Annotated in this window: 27 protein-coding genes and 1 tRNA gene; 14 read left to right on the top strand and 14 right to left on the bottom strand. The window is 43.2% G+C overall.

What is annotated here, in order from left to right; all coding sequences use genetic code 11:
- The first annotated feature begins 17 nt into the window (after positions 1 to 17).
- The 9 genes from EFE42_RS01070 (at position 18) to EFE42_RS01110 (ending at position 7,143) form a co-directional block, all read left to right on the top strand.
- Positions 18 to 1,427 carry a D-aminoacyl-tRNA deacylase gene (locus EFE42_RS01070; protein ID WP_123135490.1) on the top strand — a complete coding sequence of 470 codons (1,410 nt, stop codon included), beginning with the start codon at positions 18 to 20 and terminating at the stop codon, positions 1,425 to 1,427.
- A 38-nt stretch (positions 1,428 to 1,465) separates the two neighbouring features.
- Positions 1,466 to 2,569: a cell division protein FtsZ gene (gene ftsZ, locus EFE42_RS01075; protein WP_123135491.1), complete on the top strand. Its 1,104-nt coding sequence runs from the start codon at positions 1,466 to 1,468 to the stop codon at positions 2,567 to 2,569.
- 163 nt (positions 2,570 to 2,732) lie between these two features.
- Entirely contained in the window at positions 2,733 to 2,930 is a 198-nt protein-coding gene (locus EFE42_RS01080) for a protein translocase SEC61 complex subunit gamma (RefSeq protein ID WP_370448644.1), read from the top strand.
- 4 nt (positions 2,931 to 2,934) lie between these two features.
- Positions 2,935 to 3,393 (top strand): transcription elongation factor Spt5, encoded by a 459-nt coding sequence (locus EFE42_RS01085; RefSeq protein ID WP_123135492.1) that lies wholly within the window; start codon positions 2,935 to 2,937, stop codon positions 3,391 to 3,393.
- Between the two features lie 48 nt (positions 3,394 to 3,441).
- On the top strand, positions 3,442 to 3,930 hold the full coding sequence (locus tag EFE42_RS01090; RefSeq protein ID WP_123135493.1) for a 50S ribosomal protein L11: 489 nt from the start codon (positions 3,442 to 3,444) through the stop codon (positions 3,928 to 3,930).
- A 126-nt stretch (positions 3,931 to 4,056) separates the two neighbouring features.
- Positions 4,057 to 4,698, top strand: coding sequence for a 50S ribosomal protein L1 (locus tag EFE42_RS01095; protein WP_072358595.1), 642 nt, complete (start codon positions 4,057 to 4,059; stop codon positions 4,696 to 4,698).
- Positions 4,698 to 5,735, top strand: a complete 1,038-nt coding sequence (locus EFE42_RS01100; protein ID WP_123135612.1) for a 50S ribosomal protein L10 — start codon at positions 4,698 to 4,700, stop codon at positions 5,733 to 5,735. The genes EFE42_RS01095 and EFE42_RS01100 overlap by 1 nt, the downstream gene beginning before the upstream one ends.
- A 29-nt stretch (positions 5,736 to 5,764) precedes the next feature.
- Positions 5,765 to 6,076: a 50S ribosomal protein P1 gene (gene rpl12p / locus EFE42_RS01105; protein WP_123135494.1), complete on the top strand. Its 312-nt coding sequence runs from the start codon at positions 5,765 to 5,767 to the stop codon at positions 6,074 to 6,076.
- A 92-nt stretch (positions 6,077 to 6,168) separates the two neighbouring features.
- The gene (locus tag EFE42_RS01110) at positions 6,169 to 7,143 is read left to right on the top strand and encodes a radical SAM protein (protein ID WP_123135495.1); all 975 of its coding nucleotides are present in this window, start codon (positions 6,169 to 6,171) and stop codon (positions 7,141 to 7,143) included.
- On the opposite strand, the gene EFE42_RS01115 is transcribed toward EFE42_RS01110, so the two are convergent.
- A complete protein-coding gene (locus EFE42_RS01115) occupies positions 7,144 to 7,911 on the bottom strand; it encodes an S-adenosyl-l-methionine hydroxide adenosyltransferase family protein (RefSeq protein WP_123135496.1) in 768 nt (255 codons plus the stop codon).
- A 116-nt stretch (positions 7,912 to 8,027) separates the two neighbouring features.
- On the bottom strand, positions 8,028 to 8,423 hold the full coding sequence (gene tnpA, locus EFE42_RS01120) for an IS200/IS605 family transposase (RefSeq protein ID WP_123135497.1): 396 nt from the start codon (positions 8,421 to 8,423) through the stop codon (positions 8,028 to 8,030).
- Positions 8,424 to 8,468: 45 nt separating this feature from the next.
- Here tnpA and tnpB point away from each other — a divergent pair, with 45 nt between their 5' ends.
- From tnpB to EFE42_RS01135, 3 genes are all read left to right on the top strand, one after another.
- The gene (gene tnpB, locus EFE42_RS01125) at positions 8,469 to 9,581 is read left to right on the top strand and encodes an IS200/IS605 family element RNA-guided endonuclease TnpB (protein WP_123135498.1); all 1,113 of its coding nucleotides are present in this window, start codon (positions 8,469 to 8,471) and stop codon (positions 9,579 to 9,581) included.
- A 171-nt stretch (positions 9,582 to 9,752) separates the two neighbouring features.
- Positions 9,753 to 11,669, top strand: a complete 1,917-nt coding sequence (locus tag EFE42_RS01130; RefSeq protein WP_123135499.1) for a sodium:solute symporter — start codon at positions 9,753 to 9,755, stop codon at positions 11,667 to 11,669.
- Positions 11,670 to 11,739: 70 nt separating this feature from the next.
- A complete protein-coding gene (locus EFE42_RS01135; RefSeq protein ID WP_123135500.1) occupies positions 11,740 to 12,651 on the top strand; it encodes a DUF5803 family protein in 912 nt (303 codons plus the stop codon).
- Positions 12,652 to 12,654: 3 nt separating this feature from the next.
- Here EFE42_RS01135 and EFE42_RS01140 read toward each other — a convergent pair whose 3' ends face one another.
- The 5 genes from EFE42_RS01140 to EFE42_RS01160 all read right to left on the bottom strand — a co-directional run bounded on the left by EFE42_RS01140 (position 12,655) and on the right by EFE42_RS01160 (position 17,151).
- A complete protein-coding gene (locus EFE42_RS01140; RefSeq protein ID WP_123135501.1) occupies positions 12,655 to 13,401 on the bottom strand; it encodes an MBL fold metallo-hydrolase in 747 nt (248 codons plus the stop codon).
- Positions 13,402 to 14,688, bottom strand: a complete 1,287-nt coding sequence (locus EFE42_RS01145) for an ATP-binding protein (protein WP_123135502.1) — start codon at positions 14,686 to 14,688, stop codon at positions 13,402 to 13,404.
- A gap of 118 nt (positions 14,689 to 14,806) precedes the next feature.
- The gene (locus tag EFE42_RS01150; protein ID WP_123135503.1) at positions 14,807 to 15,271 is read right to left on the bottom strand and encodes a DUF5817 domain-containing protein; all 465 of its coding nucleotides are present in this window, start codon (positions 15,269 to 15,271) and stop codon (positions 14,807 to 14,809) included.
- A 12-nt stretch (positions 15,272 to 15,283) separates the two neighbouring features.
- Complete coding sequence (locus EFE42_RS01155; RefSeq protein ID WP_158599158.1) at positions 15,284 to 15,943, bottom strand: undecaprenyl diphosphate synthase family protein; 660 nt, start codon at positions 15,941 to 15,943, stop codon at positions 15,284 to 15,286.
- Between the two features lie 23 nt (positions 15,944 to 15,966).
- Positions 15,967 to 17,151, bottom strand: a complete 1,185-nt coding sequence (locus EFE42_RS01160) for a redox-regulated ATPase YchF (protein ID WP_123135505.1) — start codon at positions 17,149 to 17,151, stop codon at positions 15,967 to 15,969.
- A gap of 108 nt (positions 17,152 to 17,259) precedes the next feature.
- Here EFE42_RS01160 and EFE42_RS01165 point away from each other — a divergent pair.
- Together EFE42_RS01165 and EFE42_RS01170 are read left to right on the top strand one after the other, a co-directional pair.
- Positions 17,260 to 17,331, top strand: a tRNA-Arg gene (locus EFE42_RS01165).
- A gap of 74 nt (positions 17,332 to 17,405) precedes the next feature.
- Entirely contained in the window at positions 17,406 to 18,554 is a 1,149-nt protein-coding gene (locus tag EFE42_RS01170; RefSeq protein ID WP_123135506.1) for a tyrosine-type recombinase/integrase, read from the top strand.
- Positions 18,555 to 19,002: 448 nt separating this feature from the next.
- On the opposite strand, the gene EFE42_RS01175 is transcribed toward EFE42_RS01170, so the two are convergent.
- The 7 genes from EFE42_RS01175 to EFE42_RS01200 all read right to left on the bottom strand — a co-directional run bounded on the left by EFE42_RS01175 (position 19,003) and on the right by EFE42_RS01200 (position 24,071).
- Complete coding sequence (locus tag EFE42_RS01175; RefSeq protein WP_123135507.1) at positions 19,003 to 19,557, bottom strand: hypothetical protein; 555 nt, start codon at positions 19,555 to 19,557, stop codon at positions 19,003 to 19,005.
- Between the two features lie 109 nt (positions 19,558 to 19,666).
- The gene (locus EFE42_RS01180) at positions 19,667 to 20,038 is read right to left on the bottom strand and encodes a hypothetical protein (RefSeq protein ID WP_123135508.1); all 372 of its coding nucleotides are present in this window, start codon (positions 20,036 to 20,038) and stop codon (positions 19,667 to 19,669) included.
- On the bottom strand, positions 20,035 to 20,475 hold the full coding sequence (locus EFE42_RS01185; RefSeq protein ID WP_123135509.1) for a hypothetical protein: 441 nt from the start codon (positions 20,473 to 20,475) through the stop codon (positions 20,035 to 20,037). The genes EFE42_RS01180 and EFE42_RS01185 overlap by 4 nt, the downstream gene beginning before the upstream one ends.
- Positions 20,475 to 20,603: a hypothetical protein gene (locus EFE42_RS10865; RefSeq protein ID WP_255419041.1), complete on the bottom strand. Its 129-nt coding sequence runs from the start codon at positions 20,601 to 20,603 to the stop codon at positions 20,475 to 20,477. The genes EFE42_RS01185 and EFE42_RS10865 overlap by 1 nt, the downstream gene beginning before the upstream one ends.
- A 14-nt stretch (positions 20,604 to 20,617) precedes the next feature.
- Entirely contained in the window at positions 20,618 to 21,586 is a 969-nt protein-coding gene (locus EFE42_RS01190) for a hypothetical protein (protein WP_123135510.1), read from the bottom strand.
- A complete protein-coding gene (locus EFE42_RS01195) occupies positions 21,583 to 23,727 on the bottom strand; it encodes a carboxypeptidase-like regulatory domain-containing protein (protein ID WP_123135511.1) in 2,145 nt (714 codons plus the stop codon). The genes EFE42_RS01190 and EFE42_RS01195 overlap by 4 nt, the downstream gene beginning before the upstream one ends.
- Positions 23,724 to 24,071, bottom strand: coding sequence for a hypothetical protein (locus EFE42_RS01200; protein ID WP_123135512.1), 348 nt, complete (start codon positions 24,069 to 24,071; stop codon positions 23,724 to 23,726). Before EFE42_RS01200 ends, EFE42_RS01195 begins: the two co-directional genes overlap by 4 nt.
- Positions 24,072 to 24,081 lie beyond the last annotated feature (10 nt).

Here is a 24,081-nt window from a genome sequence, read left to right on the forward strand (position 1 = left end):
AAAAATGGTCTGTTATCATGTCACAAATGTCAAATCCAAAACCAACGATTGTATGCTCCAGTGTGGATGCTGCGAGTATGAATATAATGTCCCATCTTCTGGAAATGGAGGAATGGGAAAAGCAATCCTTTGAGCCTCTTTATGAGGATATAACCAATATATATGAATCCGGAAAGTTCCTGCTTGTGGAAGTTTCCATCCACCATATCTTTCAGGACGGCCTGGACGACAAGCTGGGCCAGTTTGGATTTCTTCCTTCATGCTTCATTTTTGCTTCCAAACATAAAAGTGATGATGGCCGTAAACTTCTTACCGCCCACTTTACAGGCAATCCTTCGGAGGCAAAATTCGGTGGCTATCCCGGAAAACTTTCAATTGCTTATTCCTCTGCCCTGAAACCTTTACTGATGCAGATACAGTCCTTTTCTGCAGGAATGGATTATGATGTGTCTATGGAATCCACACATCACGGGCCTACAGACCTGCAAATTCCTTCCATCTATGCAGAGATTGGCAGTGGTCCCGCGCAGTGGGATGACAAAAGGGCTGCAGAAGTACTCGCCCGGGCTATACTTACCTTCAATCCCCGTAAATTGCCAATAGCTCTGGGATTTGGGGGTGGGCATTATGCAGCCAGGCAATCAGAGATAGTTCTTAGCAATAATGTGACCTTTGGCCATAATATTCCTTCCTACCAGCTGGAATTTGTTGATGAATCCCTTTTTAGCCGGGCAGTAGATAGGTCGGGTGCAGATTTTGTTTATATGGACAGGAAAGCCATTTCATCTTCTGACAAAGAGCATCTGCATGATCTTGCCCGGAAAAATGGGCTGCTGGTTTTGAGGGAGAATGATATTCAGCAGATTGGAAATATCCCCTGGGCTATTTTCAAGAATATCCTGGTGCAGTCCAGGGATATAGAATCCACTACACCACCGTTATTTACAGATATTCTCAGAAAAGATCTGGAACATTCTTCACCTGATGTTGTCCCGGATCCAGTTGAAATGGTCATAGATGAGAGATTGGTCCACTATACCTGGAAGAGTAACCCGGACAGTTTCCTGGATATGCTGCAGAAATTTCCGCTTGTATATCTGCAGAGGGACAACGGGACTTATAGGGGCTCTTTCCTGTTATTTGAAAAGAAAGATGCAGAAGACTTGCAGACTCAGATTATAGATGAATGCATTAAAATACTAAAAGAACATTATGAAATTGAGTATATTAGAGAGGACAATATATTGTATCTTACCTACCGGAAGTTCAATCCGATAAAAGCGGAGAGTATAGGCGTTCCCGGAGGACCTCTGTTTGGTAAACTTGCCAGGGGAATTCCTGTTGAGGTTGATGGAAATATTATCCATCCGGATATGGTTCATGAGACAATTACAAAAGATCTTGTCCTGAAAAATATGATTCGTTGAATTCATGATTATCTTTGTGCTCGTGGAGGAAATTGAGTATGAAATCCATTGTTGAAGAGGCATTAGCTCGCTCAGCAGACGAAAGACAAGGAAGTGCCGAAGCATCGGGACCGAAGGATGTCAATGCGGAGATCGAAGCAGTTTTGAAAGGTATGCATACCAATATTAAAGTTATTGGATGTGGCGGAGGAGGTTCTAACAGCGTCCAGAGGATGACAAATGAGGGAATTAAGGGAGCACAACTTGTAGCCCTCAATACTGATGCCCAGCACCTTCTGAATGTTAGTTGTGATAATAAGATACTGATCGGCAAGAAAAAGACCCGTGGTCTGGGTGCTGGCAGTCTCCCTCAAATTGGAGAGGATGCTGCACTTGAAAGTATTGATGAACTTACTGAAGTGGTCGATGGGACCGACATGGTATTCATCACGGCAGGACTTGGTGGAGGCACCGGAACCGGTTCCGCAGCCGTTGTCGCAGAGGCTGCCAGGGATGCAGGTGCCCTTACTATCGCTGTTGTAACTCTGCCTTTTGCAGTAGAGGGAGAGGTGCGCCGTACCAATGCTGAAGCAGGACTGGAAAGACTCAGGGATGTTGCAGATACTGTAATTGTAGTACCCAATGACAAACTTCTGGAAGTAGTGCCCCGTTTGCCTTTGCAGGCCGCATTCAAGGTTTCGGATGAAGTGCTGATGAGGGCTGTAAAGGGAATTACCGAACTGATAACTAAACCCGGTCTTGTTAACCTTGACTTTGCCGATGTACGTACTGTTATGCAGAACGGTGGCGTTGCAATGATCGGTCTGGGTGAGGCTGATGGTGATAGTAAGGCCAGTGAATCCGTACAGAAAGCATTACGCAGTCCACTTCTTGATGTGGATATCTCCGGTGCAACATCTGCACTTGTCAATGTTGTCGGTGGTCAGGATATGACTGTTTCAGAAGCAGAAGGAGTAGTTCAGGAAGTATACAGCCGGATAGATCCCGGCGCAAGACTCATATGGGGTGCACAGGTCGATCCGGATCTGGAACATACTGTGCGCACAATGATAGTTGTGACAGGTGTCAAATCACCGCAAATATATGGCCCTGGCGGAGCAAAGAACGTTACAAGGAGATATGGAATAGACTTTGTGGGATAATTTCCTGCATTTTCTATTTTGGATATTATATTCCTCCAGTCGAAAGATATTTTATATATAAGGTTATGTGAGTGGCGCTATAGTTTTATAGCATAATTTTACTCTAACTACTTCCATACCAATTATTCAACGTTTATCGGTTGTGGATATTTTGGCAGAGAACATATTAAAATCAGCAATGAACAATCGCAGTGTCAGCCAGATCCTGAAGTCCTATTACAGGGTGCTCAAACTTTCCAGAAAGCCTGCTAGGGAAGAGTTCCTCATGATCTCAAAAGTTGCGGGTGCAGGGATTGTAGCAATCGGCTTTGTTGGCTTTGTGGTCTATATATTGCTGACCGAATTGCCGACATGGGTGTAACTCTATGAGTGAAGATAGCGCTATATTCGTGATAAAGACGACTGCAAATCAAGAACGCTCAGTTGCCGGAATGCTGGCCAAAGTGGCCAAAAAGGACAATCTGGATATACGGGCTCTTCTTGCACCGGATGAGCTTAAGGGTTATGTACTTGCGGAATCTTCCAATTCAGGTGAGGTCGAACAGGCTATACAGACAGTTCCACATGCAAGGGCTGTTGTGAAGGGTCAATCCAGCATGGAAGAAATCATGCATTTCCTGACTCCCAAACCGACGGTCACAGGAATCACGGAAGGCGCGATCATAGAGGTTACTTCAGGTCCTTTCAAGGGAGAAAAAGCACGTGTCAAGCGTGTTGATGAAGGTCATGAAGAAATCACTGTCGAGCTTTTCGATGCTGTGGTACCTATCCCCATAACTATTCGTGGGGATACAGTGAGAATACTCCGCAAAGAAGAGGAGTAAAGCTAATTAAAAATAATTATTCAATCAAAATTAAAAGGTGATGATTTAATGTCAAGTGTTGTTGAAGCATTGGTTCCCGGCGGTAAAGCGAATCCGGGTCCACCACTGGGTCCGGCGCTCGGACCATTGGGTGTGAACATTAAGGAAGTTGTTGACACTATAAATGAAAAGACCAGTGATTACAATGGAATGCAGGTTCCTGTAAAGGTCATTGTGGGTGATGACAAAAGCGTGGAGGTCGAAGTAGGTACTCCTCCAACAGCCGCCCTTGTCCTTCAGGAAGCCGGTGTAGGCAAAGGTGCAGGTGAAGAAGGCAACAGTGAAATTGTAGGAAATCTCAGTATCACTCAGCTTGCCAGGATAGCCCGTATGAAAAAGGATGACCTTCTTTCTTATGAAATGAAAGCAGGTATCAAGGAAGTTCTCGGTACCTGTGTGCCAATGGGAATTACCGGTGAAGGAATGAAACCTCAGGATTGCCAGAAGGCAATTGATGAAGGTAAATTTGATGAAGCACTTGCTTCTGAAGCATGGTAACCCCATGCATTCCATTTGACCGATAGGTTTAAAAATAATTGTCCTATATTGGTGAGCCCGTATAGATGACAATAGATCGTTCCGTAGGAGGCCTTTGCGGCTGATGATCACTACGGGAGGTACAGTATGGTAGAAGAATCTATATTAAACACAGTCGAAAGGTTATTTGAGGAATCCCCACAGCGCAATTTTGCGGAAAGTGTGGATCTTGCCATCAATTTAAAAAACCTTGACATGAGCCAGCCCAAATATCGTGTAGATGAAGAAATTTATCTACCCAATGGCCTTGGCAAGGACCTTAAGATCGCTGTTTTTGCAAAGGGTGAAGTAGGCCTTCAGGCAAAGGAAGCAGGCTGTGACTATGTTTTCACCGAGGAAGATATTAATGACCTCGCAGATGACAAAAGTCGCGCACGTTCCATTGCTAATGAATGTGATTTCTTCATTGCCGAAGTGCAGTACATGCCACTTATCGGTAAAACCCTTGGTGCAATTCTCGGTCCCAGAGGTAAGATGCCTGTCCCACTTACGCCAGATAAAAACGTGGCGGACATGATTAGATCCTCTAAGAATTCTATTCGTATTCGTTCCAAGGATAAACTCACTTTCCACGTTGCAGTGGGAAGAAGGGACATGGATGCAGAAAGAATTGCAGAGAACATTGAAAGCATTGTGAACAGGGTTGAGTCTGTACTTGATAAAGGGAAACAGAATCTCAAGTCCATATATGTTACAACCACAATGGGCAAATCTTTGAGGGTGGTATGATGGAAGAAGAGCTTCACCACAGTGAACATATCCCTCAATGGAAAAAACAGGAAATAGAGGATATAAAGGCTCTCATAGAAAAATATCCATTGTTTGGTATTGTAGGTGTGGGAGGTATCCCGGCCAAACAACTCCAGGCTATGAGACGTGACCTGAAAGATGTGGCAGTCCTCAAAGTATCCAGGAACACTCTTGTCAACAGGGCACTGGAAGGCTCCTCAAAAAATTGTTCTGAAATGATTGATTATCTTAATCAACAGTGTGCACTAATTTTCACCAATGAGAATCCTTTTAAGCTCTATAAGTTGCTTGAGCAGAGCAAGACCCCTTCTCCAATAAAGGCAGGTGCTATTGCTCCCCAGGATATAAAGGTGGAAAAAGGTCCAACCAGTTTCCCGCCGGGCCCCATTCTCGGAGACCTCCAGAGTGCTGGAATCCCGGCATCCATCGATGGCGGTAAAGTTGTAGTCAGCGAAAACAAGGTTGTTACAGAAGAGGGTAATGTAGTATCCCAGAACCTTGCTTCAATGCTTGCAAGGCTTGAGATATTCCCTGTAGAAGTGGGACTTGACCTTCATGCAGTTTTCGAAGATGGTTCTATCTTTACTCCCGATGTACTGGCAATTGACAATGATAAATACTTCTCCGATATTGCCGCAGCGTCCAGACAGGCATTCAATCTGGCAGTCAATGTAGCATATCCAACAACCGCTACTATCAGCACTTTGATCTCCAAGGCATCTTCCGAAGCAATGAACCTTGGTATCAATGCAACAGTACTGGAACCAGAGATCATGGATTCCCTGCTTGGAAAAGCACATTCCCAGATGATTTCACTCGCATCTGCTGTATCTGCAAACAATGAAGATGCAGTGGATGAGGATCTCAAATCTGTTCTGGGTGCAGCAGCACAAAGTGCAGCTGCAACAGCTGAGGAACAGCCTGCTGAAGAAGCAGCTGAGGAAGAAGTAGAAGAAGAGGAAGAAGAGGATGCAGAAGAGGGCGGTATGGCCGGTCTTGGAGCACTTTTCGGATGAGATTTAAGATTAATTACAGGTGATTCACAATGGAATATATATATGCAGCACTTTTACTCCACAACGCTGGAAAAGATGTTACTGAAGATGCAGTAAAAGCTGTCCTCGAGGCAGCAGGTACCGATGTAGACGAAGCACGTGCAAAAGCTCTCATTGCAGCTCTTGAAGATGTAGACATTGAAGAAGCTATGAGCACTGCAGCAGTTGCAGCAGCACCTGCAGCAGCACCAGCAGCAGCACCTGCCGAAGCTACAGAAGAGGCAGCTGAGGCTGAAGAAGAAGAGGAAGAAGAGGAAGCAGAAGAGAGCGGCATGGCCGGTCTTGGTGCACTCTTTGGATAATTTCCTCACTTTGTCCGCTACGGCGGACACCCTTTTACTTTTTTAAAATAAACAGTCGACTTTATCTGTATTGACCAACAAGGTTGTGGTCAATGTCCCGTTTCTCAATAGTATCTACCCTGCGTCCGATATGGCAAATGAAAATACGTAGGCGTCCCTATGTTCTGTCACACGGTGTAACTTCCCGTTGTAACATGCAATGCCCTTTCTGTGAATACTGGCAGGAAGAAAAACCGGATATGACATTTGGGGAGATTGTTGAAATGCTTGACGAGGCTGCAGATTTTGGTATAGGTGTCTATAATGCCTGGACAACGGAACCTTTGCTTCGGGAAGACCTTCCTGCTATTCTGGAACATGCCCATTCAAAAGGCATAATGACTTCTCTGGTAACCAATGGTCTACTTCTGGAAAAACGGTTGCCTGATCTTTCAAACCTTGATTTCCTTTCGATTTCAGTAGACGGGCTGGAAAGTTACAGGGAGATAAGGGGCATCGATGTATCCCGTATCCTTCCCGGGATCAAGAAAAGTGTTGAGATAATGGAACGTCCTGTTCTGTTGAATTGTGTTATAAGCTCTAAAAACGTGGATGAACTAACCGATCTTGTGTACTTTGCAGCAGAGATTGGTGCCAGGATATCTTTTGAACCTCTGTATGAATTTGAAAATATCAAGGATGATGTATGGGATAACATGGAGGTAAAAGACCGTGAGGCATATCGCAGAGCTCTGGATTCACTGATAGAGATGAAATCACAGGGCTATCCGATTATTAATTCCCTCACCTATCTCAAGATGGTACGTAACAGAAAACCATCTTTCAAATGCCATGCTCCTGATATTATACTGAATGTGGGTTGTGATGGTATGGTTGAAACATGCAGGGTTCATCGCCAACAGCTTGCTGATATCAGGCATGGTGTGGAAAATGCCTGGGAGGCAAGTAAAGCAACCATGGCAAAAACCGTGAATGAATGCGATAAATGCCTTTTCTTCGGTTATGCTGAAAACAGCTTACTGTATGATTACAATCTGGAGGCATTGCGTCATTACGAATGGATGTAATCATTTTTCTATCTGGATTTCAGAATGTCCTGTAATATCAAGTCTTTGCGCAGCATTTCCACCGTTTACAGCTATTTCCAGAAAGCCGTGGCTGCCTGTAAGGATCAGCAATTCATTCTTTTGTACTTTACCATATGTCGGGGAATAAGACGCTACATTTTCCTTTACTACTAACTTTTCTGCAGGTCTGGCAAAGGTTTCCAGCATCTTTGCCGGAATATTTGTTATTACATTTCCAAAACTGTCGATGTATAACACTTTTCCATAAAGTTTATCCACAGCTGCATTGGCTTCTCCGAAACTAAGGTTTTCAAAGGTTTCTAAAGGCTGGCCTATGTCCTCTGCTTCATGGCCGGATGCCAGCAAACCGGCTGCAGGGGCGAATATATCCCTGCCATGGAAAGTATTGGATACCTTGTCCAGCATGGCTTTTTCTACAATCTCGAAAACCTCAATATCCCCAATCCGTCGGGCAGCAGGGATAAGCAGTCCGTTATCCGGTCCGACAAAGTAATGATTTGCTGTGCGTACAATAATGGCTTTTCTGCTGGTGCCGACCCCAGGATCCACCACTGCCATATGGATAGTGCCGGCAGGGAAAAGGTGTGTGGTGGTGTAAAGGGCAAAAGCCGCAGATAATATGTCTCCCTGTTTTATATCATGTGTCAGGTCGATGAATGTCGGTTCTTCGCACATGTCCAGGATAACCGCTTTCATGGAGGCAGGATAGAGATCCTTGAAATCTGTCGTAAGAGTAATGATTTTCATAATATTTTGTTTTTACAGGGAACTTATATGGGTGTCGCCAGCGGGCTTTTTTTAAAAGGTTATAGGACGCAGCGTAAAATCCTCGGGTCTTTAGCCCAGGGGATATAAGCGTCAACTTACCCCTGATTCCGTATGTAATATTCTGCTGCCTCTTTGCTAACATTTCCTATAGAAGAAACGAAATATCCATCACTCCATAACGTCTTTTCTCTTCGGTAAAACTTACTCAAATACTCTCCTTTTTCTTTCCACATTCCAACGGTAGTTTCTTGTTTCAGTCTTCTAACAATCGATAAGGTACTGATCTTAGGTTCACTCTTTACAAGCAAATGGATATGATCTTTGTCCGTTTCCATTTCAAGAATTTCAAAATCTGAGTTTTCGGAAATTAATTTAATAACTTCCTTTAACTCAGAATCGATACCAGAAAGTACCTTTCGTCTATATTTACACACGAAAATGATGTGGTACATCAATAGATGCTTACAATGGTTCTTACGTTCATACTTCATTTTTACAGAAAAGTATATAAATCTTTAAATCATATAATACTTACGATGTTAAAAGCTTACAAATATAGACTAAAACCTACCAAAGACCAGATAATTTTACTGGAAAAACATTTCGGAGCTTGTAGGTTTGTCTATAACTGGGCTTTAAACCTCAAGATCAAGACATATGAGCAGACTGGTAAATCAATTTCTCAATTTGACATTAACAAACAAATAACCATTCTTAAAAAGGAAAACGAATGGTTAAAAGAAGTAAATTCTCAATCACTGCAGGGAATGACTCGAAACCTTGAATCTGCATTTACAAGGTTTTTCAGAGAGAAAACCGGTTTTCCAAACTTCAAATCAAAGAAAAATCCTATCCAGTCTTTCCCTGTTCCTCAATACTATTATGCAGATTTTAAAAAGGGTATTGTGAAGCTCCCTAAGATCGGAGAAGTTGAAGCAGTTCTACATCGAAGCTTTGAAGGCACTCTGAAAACAGCAACCGTTTCACGGTCTGCGACTGGAGGATACTACATTAGCATTCTTGTAGATGATGAGAAAGAATTCCCAGAAAAAAAGGAGTTTTCAGAATCAACAACAGTAGGAATCGATGTAGGGATTAAAGACTTTGCCATCCTCTCCACAGGAGAGAAAGTCGAGAATCCAAAATGCCTTAAAAACTCTCTCAAAAGGCTTAAAGTCCTTCAGAAAAGGGTTTCACGAAAACAAAAAGGCTCTAAAAACAGGGGAAAAGCAAAACAGAGACTTGCAAAACTTCATGAGAAAATCGCAAATCAGAGAAATGATTTCCAGCACAAATTGTCAAAACGATTGATAAGCGAAAACCAAGCTTTAGCTGTTGAAACTCTGAATGTAAAAGGTATGATCAAGAACCACCACTTAGCACAGGCTATAGGGGATTCTGCATGGAGTAGTTTCGTAACAAAGTTAGAGTATAAAGCCGAATGGTACGGTAAAACCCTGTTAAGAATTGGACAATTTGAACCATCCTCAAAGGTATGCAACGTCTGTGGATTCCATAACTCTGAACTAACACTAAAAGATAGAGAATGGACGTGTCCTGACTGTAAAACAAAACATGATAGGGATATTAACGCCGCTATCAATATCAAAAAGTTTGCTCTCATTGATCAAAATCTAATAGGAACATAAGCACCTTCGGAACGAGGGGAAGAGCCTGTGGACTTGTGAACATGAGTTCAAAGGATGAAGCAGGAAGCCCCTGGGTCTTTAGCTCAGGGGTAGTTCACATACTAAATCATCTATGTATCATCAATAAGCCGATGCTATTTAGTAAATCCTCATAAGATTGAAGGTACTATTATGGAAAGTTCTCAATTATTCTTGATTTTATTGGCAGTCTACTTAGCTGGACTGATTGGTATAGGCTGGTATTTTACCAAAAGACAAAACACAGTAACCGATTTCTGGCTTGCCGGCAGGCGTATCGGGACGATTGGGGTAGGATTCTCCTCAGCAGCGTCCTGGTTGACGGCAGGAGGCTTGCTTGCAGTTATTGCATTCTTTATGCTGCAGGGAATGGGTTCGATATGGGGATTCGTGGCTCCCAACATTCTTGCTCTTCTGATAATTGCTATCTTTGTGAAGAAGATAAAGAATCTGCCTGCAATCACCCAGGCAGAATTACTGGAGCAACGTTACAGTGCAGCAATCAGGGCGCCTATTGGTATTATTATTACAATTGTAATGATCCTTTTTGCAGTGGCTGATATCAAAGGTTTTGCTCTGGTGCTTGAGATATTCTATGGCTTTGATCCACTGTATGCAGCCCTGATTGTTGCCCTGGCAGTCTCTGTTTATGTGACATTAGGAGGTCTCAGTGCGGTTGTCTGGACTGATGTAGTACAGTTCCTCTTCCTCTCTGTGTTTACTATCGTCATTGCAATTGTTGCTGTAGGAGCAGCTACGGGTGGTGCTGTCGATGCCCCTGCCAATGCAGGCGAGTTATTTTCCAATGTCTCTTCTGGCTGGTGGAACCCGCTGTCCGTTGGAATTCCGATGGTATTGATATTTTTGTTTGCAATCATTCCCGGCTGGATCACCGAACAGGACCCCTGGCAGAAAGTATGGGCTGCGCGTGATTCCAAATCCGCACGTAATGGGCTGCTTCTGGGTTCCCTCCTGATAACAATTGTATTTGCAGGTTGTGCGGTAATTGCTATCGCTCTGAGTTCCATTTATCCGGAAATACCGGCTGCAGGTTTCCCTATGGGAATGGCTCAGGCAGAACCGGCATTGCTTGTTTTTGTGCTTGAAAACTTTTCCCCGCTCGTTATTGCCCTGAGTGCGATAGGTCTGGCTGCTGCTGCTATGTCCTGCACTGATACCTTTGCAACTTCCGGTGCATCCTGTGTGTCCCGTGATATCTACCAGCGTTTCATTAAACCGGATGCCACCATGAAACAGATGCTTGCGGTTAACAGGCTCAGTGTGCTTTTCATAGTCCTTGCAGCTACTGTGGGTTCGTTTTTCATTACCAGTATCCTTGATGCTATTCATATAGCCACATATATTGCCAGTGCTTCCTACTTCTTCCCATTGATGGGAGGTCTCTACTGGAAGCGTGCTACCAAGGAAGGTGCCATGGCAGGTCTTATTGTAGGTGCAGTTGTCCAGATAAGCCTGATTGTGTATGATATTTACATGACAGCTCCAATGGCTCCTGCATATCTCCAGACGGTTCACCCGGTCCTGATGAACCACGGTGTCATTGTCGGTATGGGCCTTAGCGCAGTTGCCTTTTTTGGAGTATCCCTGTTAACAAAACCATCCAGTGCTGTTAATCTTGCTCCCTTCTTCAAGGAAGAGGCAAAGAATCTGGCAGCTGAAGCAGCAGTTACAGTTGAGGAAGACGATCCCAAATTCCAGAAGTTCCTCAGGAGAATCGATGAGCAACTTGCCGGTGAGAGGGCGCATCTGCATGTGCGGCTGGAAAGTTCAGCTTCTATAAACTGGCACAGATTCGTTGAAGCCCTGCGATCTTCCTATGCTGCCTGGGTAACTCCTACAGGAGTGGATTCTGTATATCGTCTTGTGCAGGCGGATATGCTTTCCTGCGTATCCATAACACGTGGTACTACTGATAAAGAGATCTGGTTTGCCTCGGAACCTCCTGCAGAAGAAATGGGTGATCAGAAGAAGGAACTCTATGTAGCCTATAAAGAGGTTGCTGCAGCTCTTGAAAGCATGGGTGTTTTCCTTACGGTAGTCGAAGAATGAGTGAAGGGGCAATCCCTTCCTTTCTTGGACACCGATAACTTTTTTTAATAACCGATCGGTGGATAGTATAATGCGAAAACAAGTGGTAGTCCTATTTCTGATACTCACTTCAGCCATCTATCTGAGTGGTTGCATCGATGACATTATACCTGTTGATGAAGTCGCTGAAACAACCAATACATCGGAGTATGCACTGGACCCGTTCATTGCTAATGATTCATGTGAGTGCGGCATTAATACGACTACTTTTTATCTTTCCCCCGATTCGCCTGTAAAAGCGGTTTATATACTTGAGAATGTAGATCGTCTTGAGGTAGTTCCCCTGGAAGATATTACAAATCCAGGTTCTGATGTACTTTCAAATATTGTAATTGAGGCCAAACCCGAAGCAAATAATGGTAATCCAGCTGCAACAGTCAGACAGTTGTCCACCTCAGGGGCAATGGATTCGATAAACTATACCCTTTCTGAAGAATCCGAATCCGGGCAAACCAAACAGGTAATTTCTTTCAATCAAAGCCTTACAGGCTTTGTGGCCTATACAATGGAAGTGCCTATGGGACAGGATTTCATGTATGTGCCATCACATCTTTCCACTGTCAGGGTGGTCCTTCCGGAAGGGTATACAACAGGCAACCAGTTTATCGGTAAGGTTGAACCAGAACCTGATTCCAGGTATGTCGATGGACAGGACAGGGAAGTACTTGTCTGGAATAATCTGCGTCAGAATACTTCTTCATCATTATCTTCCCTGGCAAAAGGTTTCCTGCCTTCCGAAGATGAAGAGGAAGAAGAAATTGAGTTTAAGACTCTCTATCTCAAGTTCTATTCAGAAGATGCACCCCGTAACCTGCTGATCGGTACATCAATACTTGGTGCAGGCGTGCTTCTGGTCATTGGGAATTATCTGCGAAACCGTAAAAAACTGAATGAAACGATACGGATGGCAGAAGAAGACTGGAAAAAAGATAAAAAACGTTGAAGGTTATATCACAAATTGCATTCCGTCATATCCCATTGGGAATTTCTGTGCTGCGATAGAATGGGGTTTGAAAAAGTGGCTCACGTGGGTAAAAACGACTTCTTTTGCCTTTATTTTTTGGGCAAGTTCCAGTGCGTCCTTTGCATCCATATGTTTTTTGATATGCAACACATCTGAATCCGGTACAATCGCATCGGCGATTAAAAGGTCTGGACTATCAATCATTTCAAGACTCTTTTTTGGGATCTCCTTCTCACAATCTCCTGTGAACACCACTTTTTTGCCATCTTCTTCTATGAGTACGCCTATCGGATTGCTCGCCGGTCGGTGCTTGACTTCAAAAAGAGTAACCTTAAGCCCTATAATTTCAAAGGCCTCATTGATTTTGACGTTGTTTCTCCTGGGTTTCAAAAAGGCAAGGTATTCCAGGATGTAGTCAAGGGTTTCAGCAAGCCCGTATACGTCTACCTTTCTTTGTACCCTGTGGAATTCCCCAAAACCGGTAAAATGATCATAATGGCCGTGGGTCCATATAACTCCGTCCACATGCTTTATATTGTGCTCAAGTAATTGCTGGCGCAGGTCGGGCCCGGTGTCCAGCAAAATTGTACCCGTCTTTGATTCTACAAGAATAGAACATCTGAGACGGTTGCTTTTCCCTCCTTTTTGAGCATCCTGGCAGGTGGGGCAGTTACAACCGATTACCGGTGTGCCGGGAGCATCTCCTGTGCCCAGTAATGTCACTTTCACTTAAGACACCCTGTCATACTGCTGGAGGTATTTCTCGGATTTTATATGTGAACGACTGTTGAATGATTCCACCGCATCCAGAAGGTCTTTGTTACGGAGCTCCCGACGCTCCTCAAGCAGGGCATCCAGAACACCCTCCCGGATCACCACTCTCAGATCGGATCCGCTGTAACCTTCTGTGATTTCGGCAATCGCTGCAGTGTCAAAGTCTCCCGTGATATGCCTTGTGACAATGTCAAGAATATTTTTCCTCATATCATAATCCGGAAATGGGAATTCAAGTATTTCATCAAATCTCCTCCATGCAGCTGAGTCCAGCATGTGAGGATGGTTGGTAGCAGCGATCAGGAGTACTCCGTCCCTTGTGAGACTTATTTCATCGATTGCTTTGAGGAGTGTATTGACAGCTCTTTTCAGGGCTGCATGTTCATCCGAGGTCCGGGTTTTTGCAATAAAGTCGAATTCATCCACAAAAAGAATGCATGGATTGAGTTTTTTTGCCAGTTCAAATACCCTGTCAATGTTCTTTGCTGTTTCACCAAGATACTGGTCTGTAATCATGGATAATTTAACTTCAACAAAAGGAATGGATAACATTTCGGATAGCGCTCTTGCAACTGATGTTTTCCCTGTACCCGGGGGGCCAACCAGCAATACCTTGCCCACATCGTACAGCCCAATTTCCTTCAGGTAATCCCGGAACTTGATGGCTTTGACAATCTTGTCAACTTCGGATTCCTGTTTTTTTGTGAGGATTAGTTCGGACATGCCCTGCTGTATATCCTCCGGGGCCAGGAGTTGTGCCAGTTTGAGCATATCTTCCCCGCCTTCTTCCTCCATTACCTCGGCTTTGAGGGATTCTATCCATTCCCTGTCTACTTCTTTGGGTTTGGTGCTGTCACGTGCCTTACTGTAGCTGACTCCTTCTTTTTCAGCTTTCTCAAAGTAATAGGCCAGTACAGGATTTTCCTCGATGCGACTGGAGGTATCCTGTTTTTCGAACCAGCTAATGGCCATATCAAGAGAGGTTAATTTGATCTTGTAACCAACTTCATCGATTTCTACAAAGGGAAGACCCTTTAACACCTTTTTAGTTTCACTTTCTCCATACAGTTTACTCACATCAGTGAGGGACACATGAATGGGTCGTGGTACTCCTTTGGCCTCTTTTTTCCAGTAGTGCTTCCTTATGGGTTTTGGAAGGTCGCTGACATCCAATACTTGGTTCTGGTTGTATATCTGGGCCGTCAACAAAAGTTCTATTATATCAAGTGTATTGTCGGACATTTTGATACCTTACATCCAGGATTTTTATTTAAGGGAGGTCGAAAATGGTTTGTCTGAACCACCTTATTATGTATTTTCCCTAAATATAACTTATGCTACCCTGTTCGCAGGTTCTAAGTCAGGCAAGTTTCAGATATCCTTTGCCGGGAGTGTAGATATCTCCCGAATTTTTCAGGTTTTGAAGGGCTTTTTCGATTTTTTCCCTCTCAAAACCTGCATCTTCAGCCATCTGGAATAACTGTCTGATCTGAATTTTTTCCTGATTTTCAAGAGCATTTATGATATATTTAGAAGGATTTGAAGATCTTTTTTGAGGAGGAGGGCTTGACTGGAGCTGACTATCGCTTGCATCTGATAGAATCTGGCTGATTTTTTTTGAATCGGTTCCCTGTAGCTGTGCCTGAAGAGCGGTTCGTGCCGCTATTGCTTCATCGAGTATTTCTGTCCTGTGGAATTTCCTCAATTTACGAAATTGCAGGGTTGCACCACATCTCTGGCATTTTATGGATTTTTGCCCCCGGTCTTCTATAACCTGGCATTGCAAGCGGCATTTTGTGCAGACAATTACAGTATAGGCTACCATGTAAACACATCCTCATTTGCCATAGCGGCGTTTCCTTTTCTGGAAATCCCTGATAATACGCAAAAAATCAATCCTTCTGAAATGGTTCCAGTTAATATCTGTGAAATACAGTTCTGAATAGACAGATTGCCATATAAGGAAATCTGAAAGATGTCTGCCCCCCGAGCGTATTATCAAATCCGGTTCTCCCTCTATTGTCAGATGGGATTCCAGAATTTGTTCATCAATATCTTCGGGTTCTATGTTTCCTTTTTCTACATCACAGAGAATTGTCCTGACAGAAGAGGTAATCTCTTTCTTTCCACCATATCCCAGTACAAAAATGATACTGGGGTCATTTCCGGGTTTTGTGAGTAATGTACTGCCGTCTTCTCCATATACATCATAGCCTGTTTCAGGGGGCAGTTTGCTGCATATTCTTTCAATGACCTGAACCAATCTGTAGATCATCTTGTTTTTGAGATCGGCTTTTTCATTCAGAATATCCACATTAAAATAGATTTTTTTGATACCAAACTCCTGGCACCAGTTTATGAATTGAAGCGTTTTTTGGCTACTATTCTTTTGGAATAGATCAGTTTCTGGCAGGACTATAGCAAGGGAGGAAGGTGGATTTTGATATTCCTGTTGTATTTTATTCAGGAGACGTTTTTCATATAATTTATGTAGCAATCCGAAGCCCTCCTTCTGAGATGTCATTTGGCAGTTGAGACGATCTTTATAACATCTCCGTCCTTGAGTTCGTATTTGTCTCCGAGTCTCATTCGGGTACGCCCGTCTACCGCATAGAGGAAACTGTCCCCGATGTCAGTGTGCACCTTGTATGCAAGTTCATGTGCAGTGGACCCTTTTTTGACCAGGTAGGCATCAGGAAGCATGCGACCTTTTTTGTCCGTCCAGTGTCCTTCATCTTCGACAGGGTAGACTACAATTAGGTCGAGCTGGTCAAAGACTGCCCTGTTGATGCATTCCTGTACTCCACATCCATGGGGTTTGCGGGATGCTACGAAACTTTTAAGCTTTTCCAGTCCATTTATCTGTTTTTCACTCAGGTCGCCTCTCTCGATACCAAAATCCTCATCACCGGGCTTGTAATCAATTGCCCCTGTACTGGCAGCACTGCGAATGGCCAATTCTGCAGCAGCACTTGTGGGTACGACTATCATCTCAAGTTTTTCAAGGTTTTCGACATTTTCCGGTGGGGCTACATCCAGTTTGTTTGCGGCGATGATGACGGGTTTGCTGAGCAATCGTATGTACTCGCAGAGCTGGCACATATCTTCATCTTCCCACTTGATGTATTCACGTTTGCCAAGCTGGTCTATTGCCACGGTCACATGTTCTTCACAGACGCCGGCACCCATGAGCTGGTTTGTGATTGCTTCCTCCACCTTCAGGTTTTCAGCCTTTATTTTGCGTGCCAGGCGTTCCCAGTTGCGACACAGGATACCTTTCATCCACATGGTTATTTCCCGGTTGAGGAAATCAACATCCTCCAGCGGATCGTGGCTGCCGATGTCGCCGGGATTACCCTCTATATCTGTGGCACCGGAGGCATCAATTACATGAATGATTGCCTGGGCCTGGCTCAGTTCGTCCAGGAAGGCATTTCCCAGCCCACGGCCCTGATGGGCATCAGGCACAAGTCCGGCCACATCGATAATCTCGATTGGTACAAAGCGTATCCCGTCTTCACAGTTACCACATCTCTTGTCCCGTTCGATGCATGGGCAGGTGGTGCGAACGTAGGTAATCCCGCGATTGGCGTCAATGGTGGTGAATGGGTAATTGGCGATATCCACCTCTGCCATGGTTGCGGCTTTGAAGAATGTTGATTTGCCTGCATTTGGCTTTCCTGCAAGGCCTATAGTCATTGTCATGCTCTACCAATCACATGCTTGATGGATTTAACTTTTGTTGGTGGTTTAAACGCTTTACCACCAAACATTTATATTCGAAAAGATAATTAGGAAGCCAAGTCAATGAGTGTCCCGGTAGGGTAGCGGATATCCTTGGGGCCTGCGGAGCCTTAGACCTGAGTTCAAGTCTCAGTCGGGACGTCATTGTTAGAGTGTAGGTCACTTTCACCTCGGTAGGGTTGTTCTATTAAAATATTGCCGGGGTGTTATACCTCATGTCACTCTATGGATATGAAAGGACACTGTCCAAACTTGAAACTACTATTGGTGATGCTGATTATCCACAGGAATGGAAAACTCTGTTGCTGAATTTTGAAAATGCTTTATTTGCAGAGGGGATAAAGCATGCAAGAGTTATCAAATACCTAAGCCAGATGAACCTCATGTTCAGGGATTATGCCCTGTCTCCTAATTCTTCTAAGGATGATCTTTATAGAGTTATAGGTAAACTTGAAAGAACAGATCTATCTCCACACACAAAGCATGCATACAAAGTGTCTATAAAGAGATTTTTCAGGTGGATGAACAACGGCAAGGATCCTGAATGTACCAAATGGATCAAGTCTACCATCCGGGATAATCAAAAGATGCCTGAGGAACTTCTCACAGAAGATGAAATTAAAAATATGATTAGTGTTGCCAACAATCTAAGGGATCGTGCCCTGATTGCAACTCTGTATGATTCAGGTGCACGTATATCCGAGATCGGGAACTTAAATATCCGTAATCTGATTGTTGATAAGATAGGGGCTGTTTTGCAAGTAAATGGGAAAACAGGCAGAAGGAGAGTACGTATTATTTTCAGTGTTCCTTACATACTGAAATGGATTGAGTTTCATCCTGATAGGAATAATCCTGATGCTCCATTATGGGTTAATATTGGAAAATGGAATTATGGAAAACAGATGAAATACAATGCCTTTACAGCAGTTATCAAAAAGACTGCAAAAAAGGCAGGAATCACAAAAAGAGTTTATAACCACTTATTCAGGCATTCCAGGAGTACAGAACTGGCCCAGTACATGACACAGGCACAGATGGAGGCGCATCTGGGATGGACTCATGGTTCAAAGATGCCAAGGACCTACATACACCTATCTGGAAAACAGGTAGATGATGCATTGTTAAAAATGTATGGTATGCAGAGCGAAGATAAACTAGAACCAGACCTTACACCTATAGAATGTACCAGATGCAGGGAAATGAATGGACCTGATGCTAAGTTTTGTTGCAGGTGTGGTGCTGCTCTTAGCACTGAATGTGCAGTCAATGCTGATGAGAGAAGGGAAGAATTAGCAGAGTATGTCATGGACCTTGTTGAGCATGATCCACGTATAATGAAGTTATTCAGAGATTTAAAATAAGGATTGCAATTTACTTTATTTCACCAAAGTAAACAATAAGTAGAATTAGTAGTTTGCCTGCAGTATAGTTGTTTTTTGCTTTGTAGTGAATCGCAATGCAACATCCGGTTTATTGGATTACCTATTAATTGCAACTAGTGCCCTCCCGGGGCCAGCCAAGCCTCCGTACAAGAACAACATTACGCCCCTCCTTGACGAATTGTTTTTCTTATGATTTTTTCAAAGATAGCCCTTTTGCTCGCTATGCGTTTCACTATAAGCGAGAACCGCCCATCCTTATTTACCCGCCCACCGACCCCGCAACGGACTATGGATAGTCCTCCGCAAGACACCCTTTTAGAAGATACGTGGAGAGCATTTAGTTATAGAGTTGAGAGAATATATTTTAGAATTTAGCAGGCCGTAGCCATAAGGCTACGGCTTGTATCGCTTGCCTTAATGGTACGGCTCAGTCTGCTGTGTATGTAAGAGGATTTAATTCTTCCGAAGTATCGTATAGCGATAATATTTCAGACACATCAAAGTACAGTTTTGAAGGAATTATAGTATAACTTCCCCATTTATCCTTTTGCATTATTGAGACTTCTAATGCGAAAGGAACATTTGAGGAAGGATGTACGAATTTTTGAGGAATGAGGATCGCCTGTAACCGATCCCTGAACCTATTATCAATTAAATCCATGGACTGCATATTTAGGTATAAATCGCAGTTACGTTTAGAGAGTTTTGAGAGAAGATATGAGCCACCCTTATTGGTTTTAGAACTGAAGGACCGACTATCGAAGGAATACCACGCCTCATCTAGCAGAACTGTACCATCGGAGACAGTCTCTAGATCATCCATTGAGGATATGTGAGTATGAGGGTATTCGAGATGATAATTTGAGAATACCGGGATACCTCTAAGGTAATCCCTATATCCTATTGCTGTCATTAAGAGGGTTTTACCCTCTGAGTATTCACCTATTATAGCGTATTTTGCTGTCTGTTTCCTGCCAGTCATAGAAGAATCTCACCGAAGATAAGGAATAGAGCAGTCATTAGAATTCCTGCTGTTATCATGCCCATTGTGAATGCTAGACTTACGATTTTACTATCGTACTGCTGTGGACTCATTTAGATACAACTCCTTTTAGTTTGTCGAGTTTACCCTGTTCTGATTGTTCAGCATGTGTTAGACCTGAGAACATGTCCCTTATGTCATGGCGACCATGAGCATTTTTAGAGACATTGAGACGAATATAACGACCTACGAAAGATGTTAGCCAGTCACATGTGTCTGGGAGCATCATTTCTTTTATGAGCATTATTTTTGAGATTTCCATAATCTGAGTGTGATTAAGGTTTGAGACTGCTAGCCAGTCCTCAATCTCGTTAGGGTGGAGTTTATCTAGTGCAGCAGATAGGATTTTTATTTTTTCTGGCTCAGAGCGATCCTGCATAGTTCGCAGGATCAGGTCAGAAGTGGATGTATCTTCACTCATAGGAAAGACACTCCTAGAACCGCCATGAAGAATATGGCCGCAGTCGCTATTCCGAGAATGAATGCTACAATCATCATTGAGACATTCGGTTTGAGAACAGATGTGAGCATGCCGGATTTCATCAGAGCATCGACCTGTTCTTTTGTGAGATAGTCCTGCTTTTCTTTCAGTGGAGTAAAAGCAGTAGCCGAGTCATAAGAAGCAATTATGGTTTTACGGCCTTTTTTGCCTGTAAACATGGAATTATCTGTAAGTTTTACGATCCCTGTGCCTGCTATATCGACAGAGTGTGTATCTGGATCATAGAGGCCTGTTAGATTTACTATTGACTGTGTGGGATCGAGATAAAGTACATCTGTTTTATTCGATTTTACTGCAGATCTGCTAGATCGCAGGTCAGAGAAGAATGTACGGAGATGTGTAAAAGAGACGGCCATTAGTTACCGACTCCTTTTTGCTTACATTTCCTGTCAAATTCTTCTTTTGCTTTTCTGGAATCTGTACCCCTCGTATAGAGGATTTTCTTGTGATTTAGTTTGAGAGAATATTCTACCGTATCTTTCATAGTTCAACTCCTGATTAGGTGAACGGAATCAAATTAGTGATAGCAGAGGCCAGACGCATAACCAACGTTATAAAGAATTTTGCTATATTGAATGGTAAGAGTATTGCCTCTTTTAGAACGTAAGCATAGCCCTGTATCATGGCGGCCTGTCCTTTTCTTTTCTGTAAGATCGCATAGGCCAGTCCTGCACAGTTAGCAAGAGCGACATAGAGCCAAGTGGAATGTATGAAAAATCCTATCGTGAATATGGCATAAGTGACCATTAACTGAAGATAGAAGAATACGGAATAGATTACTCTGTCATGATCAAGGAACGAGAGGCCTGCATATATGTATTTGAGGCCGCCTTCCAGGTCATCGTATGTAGCAGTATCCTGATAGGAAAGTTTAGACCATGCATACGCTTTGACATTTTTGTTTAAATCCTGTTCTTTTAACTGGACATTTGTAATGTCATATTCTACCGCCCTAGCGGGTAGAAGTGTGCCATTGGCCTGTGTGTTCATTGAATGCATTGTAGAAGCACCGATTGAGAAATCGGACTCATCCATCATTATGCGAACTTTATCTGCCGGAACTTCACCTGAAAGTAGAGTTGATCCTGTGGAATTGGATACGGTGTAAACCGCCCAATCCCTAGAGAATACAATGAGATATGGCCGTTCTTCTACATCGAAATTAACATTCAATGTATGTGATGTATTCCTATGATGAAATGTCATAGGCATTGTGGATGAGCCACTTAAATCTTCCATCTCGATGAATATTGAATATATCTCATCGGAAGGAGCACATACAAACGAATCGTATTGTAGAGCAGAGACATCGTATGAGTTAGGACTCGCAGAGACGTATTTGTCTGCCTGTGCATCAAAGATATACAGGTCATCAAATCCACTAGAGCCATATAGATTATATGTGTCTGCTGAGGCCGGAATAACCATAGCGGAAAGGATTATGAGGGTAAGAATGAGTCGTTTCATTTCTTAGCCCCCATTGCTGCTACTACGAACAAGACAACGAGAATGAACCAAGTTATGCCTGTCCATTGCTGAGCAAAGGACTTCGCATCGTCTGGAGTTTCCCAATCAATAGAGAAATCATCTCCTGTGGGATCATCTGTATCTCCACCTGTGCCTGCCGGATACATGGAGAAGGACAAATCTGTACTGTTATTTGTGGCAGTGAATGAGGACTCGTAGGACTCATAACCACTTACAGTAGCAGATATATCGTATTCCTGTCCTGGTGTCAGGCCATCGAGGGAGAAATATCCAGAGGAAGAAGTGAAGGAAGTTTCACCGAAGGAATTGCCGTTCACATAAATGACTACATCATTTATGGGATCATTCGTGTCTTTATCACGAACTACACCGTAAACGTCTGTGTCTGCTGTTTCGGGAGTCAGGTAAAAGTTTTGCTGAGTTAAGCCCTGTACTGTCACCCATTGTTTAGTAGCGAGATATCCACCTTCAGAAACTGTGGCCTCGTAGTAGCCTTCTGGGAGGGTGAGTTGATAATTACCATCTAGAGACGTAATAGATACCTTACTGTTTACGGTAACGCTAGCACCGCTTATTCGCTGTCCGGTTGATGAATCATAGACTACTCCATAGAGCAAATCCTCATCTGCTGTTACAACATCCGCATAGTCCTGATCTATGTTTACCTCATCCATTATGAGAAGTACGTTTATTCCATCCTGGGAGTAATCATCCGGTAGCTTGTAGGAAACCTGACCGTCTCCTGATTTTGTCCAGTTCTGGAGAACATCACCGTCATCGAGGGCATCATCATTGAGTAAAACTAATTCCATGTCTGAAGTCAAGCCTTCATAATTAACAACTACCCATTCACCTACTTCATAATTCGACTTGGAGAAGGAAATGGCATAGTCATAATTTGGGTTTTCCAGATAGCAATGTTGAGCATCCAGTTTTGTATCGCCTTCATAGATTGCTGCAAGGTATGCAGTAGGTGCAGCATCTATAGGGAAGTCATACGTTACACTACCTGATGAATCAGAGATGGTATAGGATTGCTTCATTGTTGATGAAGTCCAGACCTCAATAGTGTAGTCTTTTGACGAATCCATTGAAGTTATTGAATAATTTATTGTGGCTACATCTCCGGCAGTATATGTGCCAGCCTCGCCTACATCCCATCCAACAGTAGCGGATACTGGCGGGATAGGTTCACCTGTATATCCTGTCAAACCGTCAATTGTAGCAAGAGACTCTATTGTGTCATCATAGCAGATATAAACATTATCGGCAACTGTCATATCATTGGGGGTGGTAACAGAACCAATGGCCACCTCACCATACGTATCGGTAGTTGCGTTGTATGGGTGTTGATAATAGGTCATTGTGCCTATTAAATTGTATCTATATTGAGAGTAACCTGTACCACCGACTGTATACAGATTCCCTGCAACATCTCGGCCAACAACTCTATACCCAGCCTGTGAATACTGACTATATACACCACCCCTGTACTTAGAAAGAAGAGTGTGCTTACCTGTGTCGTTGTACAGATACACATACCCCGTGACACCACGGTTATCACGTGTGTCCATGTGATAGTCTGCTATCAAAATGCCTTCTGGATGAGGGTAAAGATCACTAGGAGCATCAATCGAAGTTACTGTCTGAGCAGTATAAACGGGTGGTTGGATACGTGTCAAATCACGGCCATCCATCCAGCGACGAGGAATCGTGTATAAACTTTTATCTTCCGAATGTGATAATACAGAGTTTGAACTTACACTACCGAGGAAGAGAAAATCATCATCATTGCCCGAATAAGAGAAGTTTAATATGCCTTGAGTATCTGAGGTTTTGTACAAAGAACCATCGGAAAGTACAAAATATAGAGAGCCATCTGAATATGATATATCTTTATAATCTGCACCCGTCAATTTTTGAGCATAATTGCCCGTATCCGTATAAAATTCATATACTGCTTTTTGCCCTGTGTTAGGATCATCTCCCACAAACATGATAGTATCATCATCTGGATGGTTGCACAAATGTGTAGGATCAGGCAAACCTGTATATGGTAAAGCAGAGGCATTTGGTATGCAGAATGTTAGGAGTATCAGAAGCAGAACTATCCTTTTCATCTGGCCTGTCTCCTGAATATTACAAAAATACCTAGACAAACAACTGCACACAAGAGAGCCGCAAATCCGAATGGTACATAAGCCATTAGGAAATCTGCCCCTCTTTGGGGTTCATTGAAAAGACTTACTGTGTTTGGTTTTACAAATATTTGGTAATTTTCTGTTGAATTAAGTATTATATCATCTGTATTATTGTACTGACCTACGACATTACCTGACTGATCGTAAACGGTGTATTCGTATGCATCCATTGGATCAGAAAAAGTGATTGATCCGGCAATGCCGCTAGAAGTGGTACAGGTCAGTATCAAAAAGATACAGAGGGTTAGAATGCTTTTACGCATGCCGGATCAC

This window comes from Methanohalophilus sp. RSK, from assembly GCF_003722075.1.
Classification (GTDB): Archaea; Halobacteriota; Methanosarcinia; order Methanosarcinales; family Methanosarcinaceae; genus Methanohalophilus.

Excerpts from the sequence above, each read along its gene's own strand:
- EFE42_RS01070 (WP_123135490.1), top strand. The coding sequence starts at position 18 with ATGTCACAAATGTCAAATCCAAAACCAACGATTGTATGCTCCAGTGTG.
- ftsZ (WP_123135491.1), top strand. The coding sequence starts at position 1,466 with ATGAAATCCATTGTTGAAGAGGCATTAGCTCGCTCAGCAGACGAAAGA.
- EFE42_RS01085 (WP_123135492.1), top strand. The coding sequence starts at position 2,935 with ATGAGTGAAGATAGCGCTATATTCGTGATAAAGACGACTGCAAATCAA.
- EFE42_RS01090 (WP_123135493.1), top strand. The coding sequence starts at position 3,442 with ATGTCAAGTGTTGTTGAAGCATTGGTTCCCGGCGGTAAAGCGAATCCG.
- EFE42_RS01095 (WP_072358595.1), top strand. The coding sequence starts at position 4,057 with ATGGTAGAAGAATCTATATTAAACACAGTCGAAAGGTTATTTGAGGAA.
- EFE42_RS01100 (WP_123135612.1), top strand. The coding sequence starts at position 4,698 with ATGGAAGAAGAGCTTCACCACAGTGAACATATCCCTCAATGGAAAAAA.
- rpl12p (WP_123135494.1), top strand. The coding sequence starts at position 5,765 with ATGGAATATATATATGCAGCACTTTTACTCCACAACGCTGGAAAAGAT.
- EFE42_RS01110 (WP_123135495.1), top strand. The coding sequence starts at position 6,169 with ATGTCCCGTTTCTCAATAGTATCTACCCTGCGTCCGATATGGCAAATG.
- EFE42_RS01115 (WP_123135496.1), bottom strand. The coding sequence starts at position 7,911 with ATGAAAATCATTACTCTTACGACAGATTTCAAGGATCTCTATCCTGCC.
- tnpA (WP_123135497.1), bottom strand. The coding sequence starts at position 8,423 with ATGAAGTATGAACGTAAGAACCATTGTAAGCATCTATTGATGTACCAC.
- tnpB (WP_123135498.1), top strand. The coding sequence starts at position 8,469 with ATGTTAAAAGCTTACAAATATAGACTAAAACCTACCAAAGACCAGATA.
- EFE42_RS01130 (WP_123135499.1), top strand. The coding sequence starts at position 9,753 with ATGGAAAGTTCTCAATTATTCTTGATTTTATTGGCAGTCTACTTAGCT.
- EFE42_RS01135 (WP_123135500.1), top strand. The coding sequence starts at position 11,740 with ATGCGAAAACAAGTGGTAGTCCTATTTCTGATACTCACTTCAGCCATC.
- EFE42_RS01145 (WP_123135502.1), bottom strand. The coding sequence starts at position 14,688 with ATGTCCGACAATACACTTGATATAATAGAACTTTTGTTGACGGCCCAG.
- EFE42_RS01150 (WP_123135503.1), bottom strand. The coding sequence starts at position 15,271 with ATGGTAGCCTATACTGTAATTGTCTGCACAAAATGCCGCTTGCAATGC.
- EFE42_RS01160 (WP_123135505.1), bottom strand. The coding sequence starts at position 17,151 with ATGACAATGACTATAGGCCTTGCAGGAAAGCCAAATGCAGGCAAATCA.
- EFE42_RS01170 (WP_123135506.1), top strand. The coding sequence starts at position 17,406 with ATGTCACTCTATGGATATGAAAGGACACTGTCCAAACTTGAAACTACT.
- EFE42_RS01175 (WP_123135507.1), bottom strand. The coding sequence starts at position 19,557 with ATGACTGGCAGGAAACAGACAGCAAAATACGCTATAATAGGTGAATAC.
- EFE42_RS01180 (WP_123135508.1), bottom strand. The coding sequence starts at position 20,038 with ATGAGTGAAGATACATCCACTTCTGACCTGATCCTGCGAACTATGCAG.
- EFE42_RS01185 (WP_123135509.1), bottom strand. The coding sequence starts at position 20,475 with ATGGCCGTCTCTTTTACACATCTCCGTACATTCTTCTCTGACCTGCGA.
- EFE42_RS10865 (WP_255419041.1), bottom strand. The coding sequence starts at position 20,603 with ATGAAAGATACGGTAGAATATTCTCTCAAACTAAATCACAAGAAAATC.
- EFE42_RS01190 (WP_123135510.1), bottom strand. The coding sequence starts at position 21,586 with ATGAAACGACTCATTCTTACCCTCATAATCCTTTCCGCTATGGTTATT.
- EFE42_RS01195 (WP_123135511.1), bottom strand. The coding sequence starts at position 23,727 with ATGAAAAGGATAGTTCTGCTTCTGATACTCCTAACATTCTGCATACCA.
- EFE42_RS01200 (WP_123135512.1), bottom strand. The coding sequence starts at position 24,071 with ATGCGTAAAAGCATTCTAACCCTCTGTATCTTTTTGATACTGACCTGT.